Origin of the sequence: Bifidobacterium sp. UTCIF-39, assembly GCF_006408715.1 — a bacterium.
Classification (GTDB): Bacteria; Actinomycetota; Actinomycetes; order Actinomycetales; family Bifidobacteriaceae; genus Galliscardovia; species Galliscardovia tissieri.
In genome coordinates, this window is the sequence record NZ_JEOG01000011.1 from 18,653 (window position 1) to 33,722 (window position 15,070).

The 15,070-nt window shown below is 61.6% G+C and carries 11 protein-coding genes, 1 tRNA gene and 1 riboswitch; of the genes, 10 read left to right on the plus strand and 2 right to left on the minus strand.

Translation table 11 applies throughout. The features are described 5' to 3' along the window. The first annotated feature begins 540 nt into the window (after window positions 1-540). The 6 genes from EP30_RS06225 to EP30_RS06250 all read left to right on the plus strand — a co-directional run bounded on the left by EP30_RS06225 (window position 541) and on the right by EP30_RS06250 (window position 6,761). Entirely contained in the window at window positions 541-1,995 is a 1,455-nt protein-coding gene (locus tag EP30_RS06225) for an FAD-dependent oxidoreductase (RefSeq protein WP_140557065.1), read from the plus strand. Between the two features lie 326 nt (window positions 1,996-2,321). Continuing rightward, complete coding sequence (locus tag EP30_RS06230; RefSeq protein ID WP_258185396.1) at window positions 2,322-3,398, plus strand: LysR family transcriptional regulator; 1,077 nt, start codon at window positions 2,322-2,324, stop codon at window positions 3,396-3,398. A gap of 129 nt (window positions 3,399-3,527) precedes the next feature. Continuing rightward, the gene (htpX, locus tag EP30_RS06235) at window positions 3,528-4,457 is read left to right on the plus strand and encodes a zinc metalloprotease HtpX (RefSeq protein WP_094664145.1); all 930 of its coding nucleotides are present in this window, start codon (window positions 3,528-3,530) and stop codon (window positions 4,455-4,457) included. 101 nt (window positions 4,458-4,558) lie between these two features. After that, window positions 4,559-4,632: transfer RNA gene (locus EP30_RS06240), tRNA-Gly, on the plus strand. A 136-nt stretch (window positions 4,633-4,768) separates the two neighbouring features. Beyond that, entirely contained in the window at window positions 4,769-5,632 is an 864-nt protein-coding gene (locus EP30_RS06245) for a cutinase family protein (RefSeq protein WP_181160824.1), read from the plus strand. Between the two features lie 358 nt (window positions 5,633-5,990). Next, complete coding sequence (locus tag EP30_RS06250) at window positions 5,991-6,761, plus strand: inositol monophosphatase (protein WP_181160825.1); 771 nt, start codon at window positions 5,991-5,993, stop codon at window positions 6,759-6,761. Between the two features lie 102 nt (window positions 6,762-6,863). On the opposite strand, the gene EP30_RS06255 is transcribed toward EP30_RS06250, so the two are convergent. Beyond that, a complete protein-coding gene (locus EP30_RS06255; RefSeq protein WP_140557073.1) occupies window positions 6,864-8,615 on the minus strand; it encodes a polysaccharide deacetylase family protein in 1,752 nt (583 codons plus the stop codon). A 296-nt stretch (window positions 8,616-8,911) separates the two neighbouring features. Here EP30_RS06255 and EP30_RS06260 point away from each other — a divergent pair, with 296 nt between their 5' ends. The 3 genes from EP30_RS06260 to EP30_RS06270 all read left to right on the plus strand — a co-directional run bounded on the left by EP30_RS06260 (window position 8,912) and on the right by EP30_RS06270 (window position 11,927). Then, window positions 8,912-10,213 carry an adenylosuccinate synthase gene (locus tag EP30_RS06260; RefSeq protein WP_094664137.1) on the plus strand — a complete coding sequence of 434 codons (1,302 nt, stop codon included), beginning with the start codon at window positions 8,912-8,914 and terminating at the stop codon, window positions 10,211-10,213. A 158-nt stretch (window positions 10,214-10,371) separates the two neighbouring features. Next, window positions 10,372-10,508: riboswitch (Fluoride riboswitch) on the plus strand. Between the two features lie 370 nt (window positions 10,509-10,878). After that, entirely contained in the window at window positions 10,879-11,538 is a 660-nt protein-coding gene (locus EP30_RS06265) for a CrcB family protein (protein ID WP_094664135.1), read from the plus strand. Beyond that, window positions 11,535-11,927: a CrcB family protein gene (locus tag EP30_RS06270; protein WP_258185397.1), complete on the plus strand. Its 393-nt coding sequence runs from the start codon at window positions 11,535-11,537 to the stop codon at window positions 11,925-11,927. Before EP30_RS06265 ends, EP30_RS06270 begins: the two co-directional genes overlap by 4 nt. Window positions 11,928-12,033: 106 nt before the next feature. Here EP30_RS06270 and EP30_RS06275 read toward each other — a convergent pair whose 3' ends face one another. Continuing rightward, complete coding sequence (locus EP30_RS06275) at window positions 12,034-13,572, minus strand: ClC family H(+)/Cl(-) exchange transporter (RefSeq protein ID WP_258185398.1); 1,539 nt, start codon at window positions 13,570-13,572, stop codon at window positions 12,034-12,036. 549 nt (window positions 13,573-14,121) lie between these two features. On the opposite strand from EP30_RS06275, the gene pdxS reads away from it, so the two are divergent. After that, complete coding sequence (pdxS, locus tag EP30_RS06280) at window positions 14,122-14,997, plus strand: pyridoxal 5'-phosphate synthase lyase subunit PdxS (RefSeq protein WP_094664131.1); 876 nt, start codon at window positions 14,122-14,124, stop codon at window positions 14,995-14,997. Window positions 14,998-15,070: the final 73 nt, after the last annotated feature.

Genomic DNA, 15,070 nt, shown 5'->3' on the forward strand with positions numbered 1-15,070 from the left:
GCCGATCAGTGTGTGCCAATGAACGAAACGTCTCGGCCCGCGTAAACGGTGAACATAATATGACGCTTGATGGTCAACTGAGTTAACGCTGAACATGGCAGTGCTGCACAGGGCGGGCGGTGTGTGCGACGCGCGGTGGACGGGGGACGACTGGGCGTGCGACGGTGTGTGGCGTGTGCGGAACGTGGCGTGAGTGGTGTGCGGTGTGTGATGCGGACGGAACGTGGGTGGCGGACGATCGACGTTTCCGATGCCCCCTCATCGCATCCTTGCTGCAGGTTTGCGATGGCTCGATGACGGACCCGCATCGTGGGCGCATCCATACTGCGGGTCTATGCGTGGGATGCGACCGACCCGCAGTGGGCGAGTACCTATGCTGCGGGTTCATCGGCGCGGTGTGATGGACCCGCAGTGTGCCAGCCGTCTCGGTGCGGTTTTGTGCCAAACGCATGACGGACCTGCACCGAAACCGTGGAGACCGCGGCGGAAAGCCGATTTTCCCTCTGTTCCGTAGGGCGGAAATGCGTTACCCTGTAATGCGTGACTGACACTACGAACACCAATGAACTTCGCATCGCCGTGATCGGATCCGGTCCGGCCGGCGTGTACTCCTCCGACATCCTGCTCAAGCAGCTCGCCAAGCGCAGCGAGGAACTGGGACTGCCGTCCACCGCGCGCATCGACCTGTTCGAGAAGCTCCCCGTGCCGTTCGGCCTGGTCCGTTACGGCGTGGCTCCCGACCATCCCTCCATCAAGTTCATCGCCGGCGCGCTTGAGAAGACGCTCGACAACCCGAACATCCACCTGTACTGCGACGTGGAGTTCGGCAAGGACGTGACGATCGACGAACTGCTCGAGCGCTACGACGCCGTGCTGTTCGCCACCGGTGCCGTCAAGGACAAGCCGCTGAACCTGCCCGGCGCGGATCTGGACGGCGTGTACGGTGCCGCCAAGTTCGTCGAATGGTACGACGGCTACCCCACGGGCGCTCGCGAATGGCCGCTCGAGGCCGAGAACGTGGCCGTGATCGGCGGCGGCAACGTGGCCATGGACGTGGCGCGCGAACTCATGCGCAACGCCGACGATCTCAAGGCCAAGACTGATATCCCCGACAACGTGTACGAGGGCATCCAGAAGAACAAGGCCAAGGTGCTGCACCTGTTCATCCGTCGTGGCGTGGCTCAGGCCAAGTTCAGCGTGCAGGAGCTGCGTGAGATGGAGAAGCTGCCCGGCGTGCAGCTGATCATCAACGAGGACGACTTCGATCTGGACGATGAGACCATCGAGGTGGCCGGTAAGGACAAGCTCGCCCGTCAGATGGTCGAGGAGCTGTTCACCGTACGTGAGATGGCCGAGGACATGGAAGACGACGGCGACGTGGATTACGAAGGCAACCCCGCCGACCGCAAGTACTATCTGCACTTCAACTCCGCGCCCACCGAGATCCTCGGCGAGGACGGCAAGGTGAAGGCCATCCGTGTGGAGAAGACCGAGACCAGCGCCGACGGCAAGATGACCCGACTCGGCGAGTTCGAGGACTACCCGGTGGAGGCCGTGTATCACGCCATCGGCTACAAGCCCGCCACCGCGCCCGGCATTGCGTACGACGAGAAGGGTGCCCACCTGGCCAACGCGAACGGCGACGGCCGCATCACAACCGAGGCCGACGGCGGCGAGGTGCGTCCGCGTCTGTACGCCACCGGTTGGGCCAAGCGCGGACCGGTCGGTCTGATCGGCTCCACCAAGTCCGACGCGCTGATGATCGTGAACCACATGCTCGAGGATTTTGCGGCCGCTCCGGAACGCGGTCTGTTCGCCGCCGATCGCAACCCCGAATCCATCGACGAGCTGCTCGCGTCCAAGGGCATTCGCCCGATCGACTTCGCCGGATGGAAGAAGATCGACGCATTCGAGCGTGCTGAGGGCGCGAAGGAAGGCCGTGAACACAAGAAGGTCATCGAGCCGGATCAGATGCGTGCGCTCGCGCTGGACTGATCACACTGGACTGATTGCGCTGGACTGATTGGCCGCGACTGATTGCACGGATCCGGTCGGCCGGGTTAGACGGTCTTGTCGGTTGGCTGGATTCGGGCAGTCTGTCTGAGTTCCTGAGTCAGTCAAACCTGACCGCCCTACCCGGCTATCTCATCCAACGATCACCGTCCCACTATATGACCACTACCGTTCCTTAGTGTGAGCTCACACTAAGGAACAACACCTCAAAAACGTTGAAATTCCAACAACAGCATTTTTTAGTGTGATCACACTAAGGAACACACTAAGGAATGGGGCAATCTCAGGGGTTGGATAGACTGGGCGGCATGGCTGAACTGAACCCGCAATCGCTCGTGACCTTATGGCAGATCGCACGTTGTGGGTCGTTTTCCGCTGCGGCGAAGGCGCTTGGCTGGAGTCAGCCTGCCATCAGCCAGCAGGTGAAGAAACTCGAATCCCAATGCGGCATGCAGCTCGTTACGCGTGCCGTTCGCGGTGTGGAACTCACGCCGGTGGGTGCCATGCTCGCCCGTCATGGCGAAGCGATCGCCGACTCGCTCGCTCAGGCGCAGTTGCAACTGAATGACTATCAGCGCGGCAATTTCGCACATCTGCGCATCGTCGCACCGCCGTCGATCTGTTCCACGATCGTGGCGAAAACCGTGGTCAAGATCAGCATGGCGAACGAGGCCGACGAAGCGGGAGAGACGAACCCGTCCGGCGCTGCGTTGGGTAATCCGACGGGCACTGCATCCGGGAGCGTTTCGTCCGGCAGTGCATCTCCCGACGATCATCGTCATCATCGACTCGAGGTCAATCTTGCGCAGATGGAACCGCCGCAGGCCGTGGAACAGGTGAGCAGCGGCGAGGCCGACGCGGCCATCATCTTCCGGTACGGTACGCTGCCGCATTTTCTGCAGATCGACGATTCCCTGCAATTCGAACCGTTGGGTGTCGACCCGTTGCGTCTGCTGGTGCGCAAGACCAGCGATATCGGCCGCGCCTATGAGAAGAATCATGAGCCGGTGGATTTGACTGCGGCGCGCGGTGAGCATTGGATCGCCGGGTGTGCCACCTGCCGTGCGAATCTGCTCAAGCTCGCCAGTCGTGCCGGTTTCAAGCCCGACATCCGTCATGCCACCGACGACTACTGGGCCACGCAGAATCTGGTGGAGATGGGCATGGGTGTTTCGCTGGTGCCTGCGCTCGACACCCGTCTGCATCTGCAGAGCGATCTTGTGGCATGCCCGATCGCCGATGCGGATGCCAGTCGTCAGATCGGCATTCTCACTCGAGTGAACGACACGCGCGACTCGCTGCAGTATCTGCGTGAGGAACTGACCCGTACCGCACGCGGCTATCTCAAGGATCATATGACCTACGAGCAGCCGGTCTTGGGCTAACGCGCGCCGATCCACAACGATCTGCGGCCAATCCGACGCGTGGCAATCCGGAGCCAATCACACACGTTTGCACCCGGTTTCCCCCTAATCTTCAGCAAATATCCAGTCTGCATAATTACGTTGAGTCCCATGGACCGTGAAATTCACGTGCGTGGTCACTTCAACGGCCTGAAAACCACGCTGTTATTCGCGCTGATGTGGGCCATCATCATGCTGATATGGTGGCTGACCGGCGGTAGCCGAGGCACGCTGGGCCTATTCATATGCATAGGCCTGGCCACTACGTTCGTGTCCTACTGGTTCTCCGACAAACTCGCCATCGCGTCGATGCGCGCCCAGTGGGTTTCCGAACAGCAGGCGCCGGGACTGTACCGCATCGTGCGGGAGCTGTCCGCGCGCGCGGGCAAGCCCATGCCGCGCATCTACATCGCGCCCACCATGAGCCCGAACGCGTTCGCCACCGGCCGTAACGAACGGCATGCGGCAGTCTGCTGCACGCAGGGCATTCTGCAGCTGCTCAATGAGCGCGAGATTCGCGGCGTGCTCGGCCACGAGCTCATGCACGTGTACAACCGTGATATTCTCACCGGCGCGATCGCGTCGGCCATGAGCACGGTGATCACGTATCTGGGCTACTCGCTCATGTATTTCGGCGGAAGCAGCAGCGACGATGAGCGTGAAGGCGGCGGCAACATCATCGGCCTGCTGATAAGCATGATCCTTGCGCCGATCGGCGCGTCCCTGATTCAGATGGCCATCAGCCGCACGCGTGAATTCGATGCGGACGAGGACGGCAGCCGTCTCACCGGTGACCCGGAGGCGCTGGCGTCGGCACTCAGCAAGATCGAGTCGGGCGTGCAGATGGCACCCATGGCGCAGACCGCCGGAACGCAGAGCGTGTCCGCGCTGATGATCGCCAATCCGTTTACCGCGGAGGGCCTGAGCCGTCTGTTCTCCACACATCCGCCGACCAGCGAGCGCATCGCGCGTCTGATGCAGATGAGTCGTGAGCTGCGTGCCGCGGGTGCCGTTCCCGGGCAGCGTATTTCACTGCGGTAGGCGGGGATCGCATCGCGCGGTCCATGAATTCGGACGGATTGCTTTGGGCCGCGGAGATTGCGTGCTAGACTGATTCCTCGCGTCCACAAGACGCACCTTTCGCGGATGTAGTTCATCGGTAGAACGAGAGCTTCCCAAGCTCTAAAGGCGGGTTCGACTCCCGTCATCCGCTCCATGAGAAACCGTTGGGAAACCAACGGTTTTCTGCTATTTCAGATGATGTCTAAGTGTCATGGCCGGCATGTCACTGTTCCGATGCCAAACGATCCGGTGGCGACAACCGGCGGCCGCGGTAAGGTCGAGGTATGCGAATGGGGAAAGTCTGCACACGGCTACGGGATATGACGCGTGTGGTGTCGGCGATGATTCTGGTGGCGTCGATCCTGCCGTTGGCCGCATGTGGAATGGGCGACGGGGGAGATGCTGCGAGTCCCGCTCCGACCGCGACTGCGACCGCGTCGACATCGCCGTCTCCGCAGCCGTCTTCCACTGGCGTACCAGGCAACAACACCGCAGACAACCGCAACTGGGGTGATTCCGGTTGCGATTCGACTAAGTCCGTTCGCGTCATCATCGCGCGTGGCACCGGCGAAAGCGTGGATGACGGACTGCTCAACCCGGTGGCCTCCGCCATCGCCGATGCGTTCCCCGGCAAGGTGCAGACCACATCGCTCGACTATCCGGCCACATTCGATCTGAACAGTGTGAACGATGGCGTGACCGCGCTCGTCGCCATGCTGGGTGGTGGCGCACAGCAGTGTCCCGCGCAGAAGACCGTGCTGCTTGGGTTCTCTCAGGGTGCCGCCGTAGTGGGCGATGCGTTGTCCGATCCACAATATCGGCTGAATACCAACGGAACCAGGGACCGGATTCCTGAGACGGCATCCCGGAATGTGCTCGCCGTGGTGATGTACGGTGATCCGCGGTTCAACGGCAAGGCATCCTATAACGCCGGCGGATTCGACCCTGCGAAGAACGGCATGCTCGCCCCGCGTGACGTCACGGCTCTGTCCGGTTATGCGCGCGACGAACGGATCGTGGACTACTGCGCGACGAACGATGTCATCTGTCAGCAGGGCGGTGTGGAGGAGGGCCATCGCAGTTATTTCTCCGACGGAACGCGCGAGCAGGGTGTCGACTTCGTGACCTCCCGGATTCATGCGTCCGGGCTGTGAGCCCATGACTGGCCTAGGGTGAACCCACGGCGGAGTTCATGGTGATCCCATTCCGTGCCTGGCTGATTCCCATGAATGTTCCCATGAACGAATAATTGGTGCAAACGCTTGCGGTACTTGACTTCCGCACACGTGAACGTGATCACGACGTTTGTTTGTGCACATTTTGTTCGTTATTGGCCTATTCGTAGGTTTCAATGTACAGGCATGGCATATTCGCTGGGTATAACGGATGGAAAATGGATGGGATTGTTCGTCCAAGCAAACGATGGCACGACGGCGCATGGCAGTGCATGGTCAGTCATGATGATGGAGACGACAACTGGAGGACTTAATGGCGAGTGCGCAACAAGTCGATATGACGATACTGGACGAGGTCGTCCGGGAGGCATCACGACGGTACATGTTCGATGCGGTGGCGGTACATCGTATTCGACTCAAAGGACCGGCGGATTACGTGACGGAGGTCGATTCCTCCGTTCAGGCCTACATCAAGGGCGAACTGGCGAAGCACTATCCGGAGATCCAATTCACCGGTGAGGAAGACGACGATCAGCATGCCGATTTCAACGGTCTGGTCTGGGCACTCGACCCGGTGGACGGCACCACGAATCTGATCCACCACATGCATCACAGCGCGATCGCGCTCGCACTGCTTGACGGCGGCACGGTGATCAAGGCGATGGTCTACCAGCCGTATCTGGACGAGATGTTCACCGCCGAACTCGGCAAGGGCGCGTTCCTCAACGGCAAGCCGATCCACGTGAGCATGGTGGCCGATCTTGGCACGGCGCTGATCGGTCTGGGAACCTCGCACAAGGGCATCAACCGCACGACGGCCGCCGCGCAATTCAACATGTTCGGCAAGGTGTTCGAGAACTGCGCCGATATTCGTCGCAGCGGTTCAGCATCCCTCGATCTGGCATGGGTGGCCGCCGGCCGTCTTGACGGATTCCTCGAACGCGATGTGAAGTTGTGGGACCACGCGGCCGGACGTCTGCTCGTCACTGAGGCCGGGGGCGTGGTGACCGACTGGCAGGGCGGTGATCTCGGTAGCGCCATGCACACCAGCATCGTTGCCGGCAACGCATATGTGGCCGAACATCTGCGTGAGGTGTTTCTGCAGTAGCGGGCAGTAGTGTTCCTGCAGTGTTCCTGCCGTGGGTTTGTGCGCGATGATCCCGTGACGGTTTGTCAGCCGCCACGGGATCATCGCACTACGTGGTCGTGATTACTTGGTCGTGGGCGAGGACGACGCATCGGTCGAGCCTGCTGCCGTCGAGTCCTTCGACGCATTCGCCGCGGCCGGAACCGGCTGATTGTCCATCACATGCTGCGGGAACGTGCCGTCGAGCTTGATCATCTCGGATACGGTCACGAACGTGAATCCCTCGTTCTTCAGATCGTCGATGATGCGGGGCAGGGCCTCGATATCCTGCGAACGGTCGCCACCGCCATCGTGCATGAGCACGATCGAACCGTTCCGTGCATGACCGAGCACGGCGTCATGGATCTTGTCGGGACCGGGACGGCGCCAATCCTCCGTATCGATGCTCCACAGCACGTTCATGCTGATCAAATCCGTCGAATCCACCCACTGTTGCGCCTCGAACGCGCCATACGGCGAGCGGAACATGCGCCCCGATCCGCCGGTGTTGGCCTCGATCGGCGCGAACGAATCGTTGATTTCCTTGCGCAGATCGTCGCGGGACAGCTTCGGCAGATACTTATGGCTCACGGAATGGCTTGCCACCTCGTTGCCGGCCGCCGCGACCGCCTTCTCCTGATCCGGAAACTCGGCACCCTGCTCGCTCAGGTTGAAGAACGTGGCGTGCACGCCCTTCTCGTTGAGGATGTTGAGGATGTCCTGCGTGTACTTGCTTGGGCCGTCGTCGAACGTGAGCGCGATGTACTTCTTGCCGTCCTGCGGGTTCGGGCTCTTGGTGGTCACCTTGAAGTTCACCGGCTCCTTGAGCACCTTCTTATCGACCGTCTCCTTGGACTGCTCGCCGACCCACTGCTCCTTGACACCGTCCACGCCCTGCTGTTCCACGTACTGGATCGTGCCGCCGCCCTTGAGATTGACATCGTTGCCGAACGGGATCGCCGCCTTGACCACCTTGTGGGGCTCGGTCGTATCCTTGCCGTTCTTCACGAACAGCACATCGCCGTCGTTGACGCGGGTCGACGCCAGATCGGATGACTTGACCTCGGTATTGCCGAGCGTGACGGCATAGCGGTCGCCGCCGTGCTCATCCAGCGTCTTGCCGCTGACTGACAGCAGCTTACCGGCCTGGGTGCCGAATCCATCGTTGCTGTTGAGTAGCGTGATAAGCGACGTGTTGACACGGGTCTTGACCGACGTGCCGTTCACGGTGACGGTGATCGGGCGCAGTCGGTTCTCCCACATCCAGAAGCTGGTGCAGCCCGCTGCGGCCACGACCACCATGACCATGATGATCGTCACGCACTTGCGGGCGACGGTCCAACCGTGGTTGACCGTCGCGGTGCCGTCGCCGGACTGTCCCGATACGGTCAGGGTCGTGGGGATTACGGGGGTTCGTGCCGGTGTGTCGGCCGGTTCCGGTTCGGGCTCCGACATGGCGATGCGACCTATCGCCGGTTCCTGATGTGGCGGCTCGGTCGGCGTCTGCGTGCAGGACTCGTGTTCCGGCTTCGGCTGGGATTCCATGGTATTTGCCACGGACGTCGTTCCTGCTGTGGTGCCTGCGGTGCCTGCGGCTCCGGCTTCGCGCCCGGTTTTGGCCTCAGCGGCGTTCTCGGCCTTGGCTGCACGGCTGAATCGCCAGAAGAATCCACGCTTTCGTGGTTTGCCGTCGTCGTCATAATACGCGCCGCGGGCGCTGCCGCCGAAATGCAGTTCTTCCACATGCTCCGGAGTCTGATGGCGGGTCGTGTTGTCGTCGTGCATACCGCGGCCGGCCATATCGTCGTCATTCATACGATCGTTCGGGGATGCCATGTCTATTGAACCTTTCGTGACTCCCACTGAATTGTTTCGTTGTTCTTTCGTTATTCCCTGGTATTCCTGTATCAGTGTAGGAGGGGATCACCCATGCCGATGCGGTGATCGTGGGGATACTGTGAAAAAGTTCGTCGATTGTTCGCCGTCGGTTTGGGAAAACACGGCGACGTTATGCCCACCGCGTCCCGGATGACCATATATGAAGATCGAAACATGCTCGGTTCATGGCTTACGGTAACCTGTTTGCGGCGTAAACGAGCGGTTTTGCAGGTCCGCAGGATTCGGAGGAGATCATGCCTGGAATTATTTTGATCGGTGCGCAGTGGGGCGACGAAGGCAAGGGCAAGGCCACGGACCTCATCGGCACCAAGGTGGACTATGTCGCGCGTTTCAACGGTGGCAACAACGCCGGCCACACCGTGGTTGTGGGCAATGAATCGTATGCGCTGCACCTGCTTCCGTCCGGCATCATCAGCCCGAACGTGACCCCCGTGATCGGCAACGGCGTGGTGGTGGACCCCGAAGTGCTGTTCCAGGAGATCGAAGGACTTGAATCGCGTGGCGTGGACTGCTCACGACTGCTGGTGAGCGAATCCGCGCACATCATCGCACCCTACCACCGCACGCTCGACAAGGTGACCGAGCGCTTCCTCGGCAAGCACAAGATCGGCACCACCGGCCGAGGCATCGGCCCGGCCTACGCCGACAAGATCAACCGCGTGGGCATCCGCGTGCACGACCTCTTCAACGCCGAACACCTGCACGACAAGGTCGAGGCCAGCCTGCACCAGAAGAACCAGATGCTCGTCAAGCTGTACAACCGCCGTCCGATCGACGTGGACCAGACCACCGACGAGCTGCTTGCACTTGGCGAGCGCCTGCATCCGTACGTGACCAACACGTCGCTGGTGCTCAACAAGGCGCTCGATGCCGGCAAGACCGTCCTGTTCGAGGGCGGTCAGGCCACCATGCTCGACGTGGATCACGGCACCTACCCGTTCGTCACCTCCTCCAACCCGACCGCCGGCGGTGCCTGCACTGGTACCGGCGTGGGCCCCACCAAGATCGATCGTGTGATCGCCGTGGCCAAGGCCTACACCACCCGCGTGGGCGAGGGTCCGTTCCCCACCGAGCTGTTCGATGAGCAGGGCGACTGGCTGCGCTCCCAGGGTCACGAATACGGTGTGACCACCGGACGTCCGCGTCGCTGCGGCTGGTTCGACGCCGTGGTGACCCGCTACGCCTCGCAGGTCAACGGTCTGACGGATCTGGTGCTCACCAAGCTCGACGTGCTCACCGGTCTCAAGTCCATTCCGGTGTGTGTGGCCTATGATGTGGAGAACGCCGACGGCACCCACACCCGCTACGACGATATGCCGTGCGATCAGGCCGCGTTCGCCGCCGCCAAGCCGATCTACGAGGAGCTCCCCGGCTGGGAGGAGGACATCTCGCAGGTGCACAGCTTCGAGGATCTGCCGGCCACCTGCCAGGCGTACGTGAAGCGCCTCGAGGAGATCTCCAACTGCCGTATCTCCGCCATCGGCACCGGCCCGCAGCGCGATCACATCATCTCGGTGCACTCGCTGATCGACTAGTTGGCGTCAGGCCGGCTGGTTGGTAAATCAACCGGCTAGCCGGTAAAACAGAAAGCGGTTCACAAACCGACGATACGGAAACCGCGCGTTGATATCCGCGCATCCGGACCTATCGCCGATTGTGAACCGCTTGCATTTGGGCGTGGATCGTCCTATCATTGCGCACTGGTGATGGAACTCACCTGAATGTCTGGCGTCGTTGGCAACCGCGAGCGAATGTATGCGAGGGCATACGCGGCCGGTTGCGCGGGTTGGGCATTCGAACCGCATTTCCGCTGATGGTTCCTACGATTCGACAGGCGATGGCCCGGATTCCCGAGGTCATATGCAGAGCGTCGGTGCGTTGGGCGCATGCGTGTGCAGACGCGCGCGACGACGATGCGTGCGACACGTGGAAGCGCGTTGCGATGCGTGGGATTGTCGAATTCAGCGGATGCGTTTCATACTTTTCCGCCGCACTCCCTTCTCTGCGGATCGGTGTCTCTTGTGATCATTCGGATCGGCATCCCCGTTGAAATCGGTGCTTCCGTTGGATTGATACTCGTTGAATCGGTAAATCGTGCATCTGGTTTTCCATCTGGTTTTCCACTTGGTTTTCCAGACGGAGTACGCTGGTGCTTATCGGCGTGTCGCCGTGGTGCGATGTTGCAGAGAGAAGGGTTGAGATGGGTAAAACCGTGCGGGGAGAGACGTTCGGGGACAGTCGTCCGCCGTTGGCCGATCCTGTGATCTATCTGGTGGTGTTTCTGGGCGGGTGCTTGGGAACGGGTATGCGATACGGACTGTCGTTGGCCAATTCGTCGGCGTCTGGCATGCCCGGTCCGTCCGTGTGGGACGCGATCCATCTGGGCACGTTCACCGCGAATATCGTGGCGTGTTTCGTGTACGCGGCGTTGAGCACGTACGTGTCGCGTGCCGCGTGGGTGCGCAAGCGCAGTCGTGATCTGGTATCGCGCGGATTCGGCATGGGCATGTGCGGCGGTTTGTCCACCATGTCCACGCTGGCGTTCGAGCAGCTAAGCGATCTGGGTGCCGGTAACGTGTTCGGCGTGCTGGTATATGTGCTGCTGAGCTTTGGCATCGGTACGTTGGCCGCATATGGTGGTGTGCGCGTGTCCTTGGCGATTACGCGCGTGCGTGCCGATCATATGGCGTCGAGCGTGTGGGATGGCGTGGCTGCGGCGAGAGCTTCGGAGGAGGCGGCGTCAGGTGCGATGCGTGCGAGTTCCGCTGGCTCTGCGGATTCTTCTGATTCCTTTGATTCCGCGGGATCATCCGTATCGGATGAATCCGATACGACGACTGTGACCGGAGGTGCCCGATGATGTTTTTCGCCTCGGTGCTGACGTTCCTCGGCGTCTGCGTATGCGGCGGTCTGGGCGCCACCGCACGATTCGTGCTTGATACGGCAGTCAAACTGGCGTGGAAGCACGCGTTTCCGCTGTCCACACTGATCATCAACATCATCGCGTCGCTGCTCGCGGGCATGGCCGGTGCCGCTGTGGCCGCGTCGGCGTTCCCAGATCCGTGGCATCTTATGGCGGTGACGGGATTCCTTGGTGGTCTATCCACGTTCTCCACCGCCATCAACGAGGTGGTGACGCTCGCCCGCGGCGAGCACAAGGCCATGGCCGGCTACTATCTGATCGCCTGCATTGTGGTCCCCGTGCTCTGCGCTGCGCTCGGTTGGCAGATGATGAGCGCGCTGGGGTAGCCGGGTTAGCTGGGACAGCTGGGGCAGTGCCGATGGCGGCGGGCTGACGTGATTCGTTATGGCCACTTCGCGGCGGCTGCCCGGTGCCGGGTTTCGGTGCTTGCTATCAGTTCGCATGGCAGAGGTCGGCGAGCGCCGATCGGGCGGTGTCTTCCGTCTTGCCGCTGAACAGTACGACCACATAGTCGCCGGCGAGCACCACGGAACCCGGATTTGGTACGAAATCATGACTGCCGCGACGGATCGTGATGATCATCATGCCGTCCGGCAGCGGTACGGTGCCGACCGTCGATCCGGCCATTGTGCTGCCGATCTCGACGGGGTATTCGATCACGCCGCTGCGGATGGCGGTCGGTTCGGCGTCGGTGGTGCCGGCGTTGTCCGGGTGCCCAGCGCGGTATCGGTCGAGGAGTACTTCGTAGATCGGTTTCGTATTGCACAGGTCGGCCACGAACAACGCGATCAATACGCATGCCGCGACGGGCAGCATATGCGTGATATTGCCCGACATCTCAACGATCAGCAGAATCGAGGTGATTGGCGCTTTCGTGGCTGCGGCGAGTGTGCCGGCCATGCCGATCGCGGCGAACACGGCCATGTATTGCGGATCGATTGCGAGATGCGCGGTCAGTCCGCCGAGTTCGCCGAAACCGTTCTGGCCGCCGAACATGAGTGAGCTGAGCGATCCGCCGAGCGCGGCTACCAGTCCGCCGGTGATCGCCCCGACGGCGAGAATAGGCATGAAGATGCCGCCGGGGGCTCCGCTGGCGAAACTCGTGGCGGTGAACAGCATCTTCACGATCAGCAGGGCGAACAGCAGTCCGATTCCCGCGCCGCCTTGTTCCACGAACTCGATCAGGTTTTCGCCGCCGCCGAGCGTGAGTGGCAGCAGCATGCCGCATGGCAATGCCACGGCGAGGGAGATGATCGGCCGGGCCATGGCCGGTACGTGGCTCATCAGCGTTTGCAGGCCAAGAAGCAGACGGTTGGTGAGCACGCCGACCACACCGGTGGCGATGCCCAGCGGCACCAGCCACCAGTATTGGGCGAGCGGCAGCTGCCGGATTGTGGCGAAGTTGAGCACCGGGCGGAGACCGAAACAGTATTTGGCCACGAAGTCGCTGGTCAGTGATGCGCTCATGGCGGTGAGCAGGATGGTGGGGGAGAAGCTGCGGTGGATCTCCTCCAGCGCGAACATGGCACCGGATAGCGGGGCGCAGAACGCTGCGGACAGACCGGCCGCCGCGCCCGATGTGATCAGCGCGTTGCGATCCACCTGACCGTGGGCGAGTCGGCCGCCTGTGGCCTGACTGGTGGCTGCGCCGATCTGCACGGACGGGCCCTCTCGTCCCATCGATAGGCCGAACAGTCCGCAGAGCAGTCCGCCGGCGTATCGTACGACGAGGATCGACCATGGACGCATGCGCATGCCGCGGGTCGCCACGCCTTCGGTCTGGGGGATGCCGCTGCCCGACGCCATCGGCTCCCAACGGATCAGCCATGCGACGAACAGTCCTGCGGCCACGGCGGCCATGGCCCATACCGCGATCCACAGCGGATTGTCTCGCAGCCATGCGTACGTTGCCGTGGCGAACTGTGTGCCGTAGCTGATGCCGAGTCGGTAGAGCACTACCAGCAGTCCCACGAAGAATCCGCTGATGATGCCCTTGGCTGCGATTCGCCATTTGATCCGGCTGAAGTCGGAAAGAAAACGATGTATCTGGGTTGGTCGACGTGTTGATTGACGCGCTGTCGACGTGGATTGGCGGTGTGAACGGGATGGTGTTTCACGTGAAACATTGCGTGAAACAGTGGAGGCGTCACGCGCTCCGTCGGATGTAGAATCATCTGGAGCGTTCCTCGAAACGCTGTGCGTGTCCGACTCGACCATGCCCATCTCCTTCATTGTCGCGTCCAGCATACCGCCATGCGGGATTCAGTCCACGCAGTGGCCCGGGAGTCGGTGAGGGGAAAGGGGCGTCGTTGCGCGCCGTGTCCGCTGTTTTGAACGCGTTATCGGTTTTGATTATCGCCGATCCTCATCGAAATATGGGCTGTTTCGCATGTCCGTAACGTGACGTTCATAGCATTGGACGTTACATATCCTATGATCCGCGTTCCACGTGAAACGCAGTGAGGGTGAATGACAATCGGCTGTACGGCCGACGACCACAACAGTACAAAGGGGAATAGCATGGCCGAGAACAGGTCTGAGCTGAACAAGAACCTTGCCCAGATGCTCAAGGGCGGTGTGATCATGGATGTGACCACGCCCGAGCAGGCGCGAATCGCCGAGGACGCCGGTGCATGCGCCGTGATGGCGCTGGAGCGCATCCCCGCCGACATTCGTGCCGCCGGTGGCGTCTCCCGCATGTCCGATCCCGCCATGATCAAGGGCATTCAGCAGGCGGTCTCCATCCCGGTGATGGCCAAGGTGCGTATCGGTCACATCGCCGAGGCCCGTATTCTGCAGGCCATCGAGATCGACTACATCGACGAGTCCGAGGTGCTGTCCCCGGCCGACGACGTCTATCACATCGACAAGACCCAGTTCGACGTGCCGTTCGTGTGCGGTGCCAAGAATCTGGGCGAGGCTCTGCGTCGTATCGCCGAGGGTGCCGCCATGATCCGTACCAAGGGTGAGCCCGGCACCGGTGACGTGATCCAGGCCGTGCGCCACATGCGTACCATGAACAAGCAGATCCGCGAGCTCGTCGGTCTGCGCGACGACGAGATCTTCGAGGCCGCCAAGCAGCTGGCCGTACCTTACGACCTGGCCAAGTACGTGCACGACAACGGCCGTCTGCCCGTCGTGAACTTCGCCGCCGGCGGTGTGGCCACCCCGGCCGATGCCGCGCTGATGATGGAGCTCGGTGCCGAAGGCGTGTTCGTGGGCTCCGGCATCTTCAAGTCCGGTGATCCGGCCAAGCGCGCCGCCGCCATCGTGCAGGCGACCGCCAACTGGCAGGACGCCGATCTGCTGGCCAAGCTCTCCGAGAACCTGGGCGAGGCCATGGTCGGTATCAACGAGGACGAGATCCAGACCATCATGGCCGCTCGTGGCGAGTGATGCGATCGAACGATTCGCATAATTCGTCGAACGAACGCTGACGGAACGCCGGCAGGATGACGTTGACACAGTG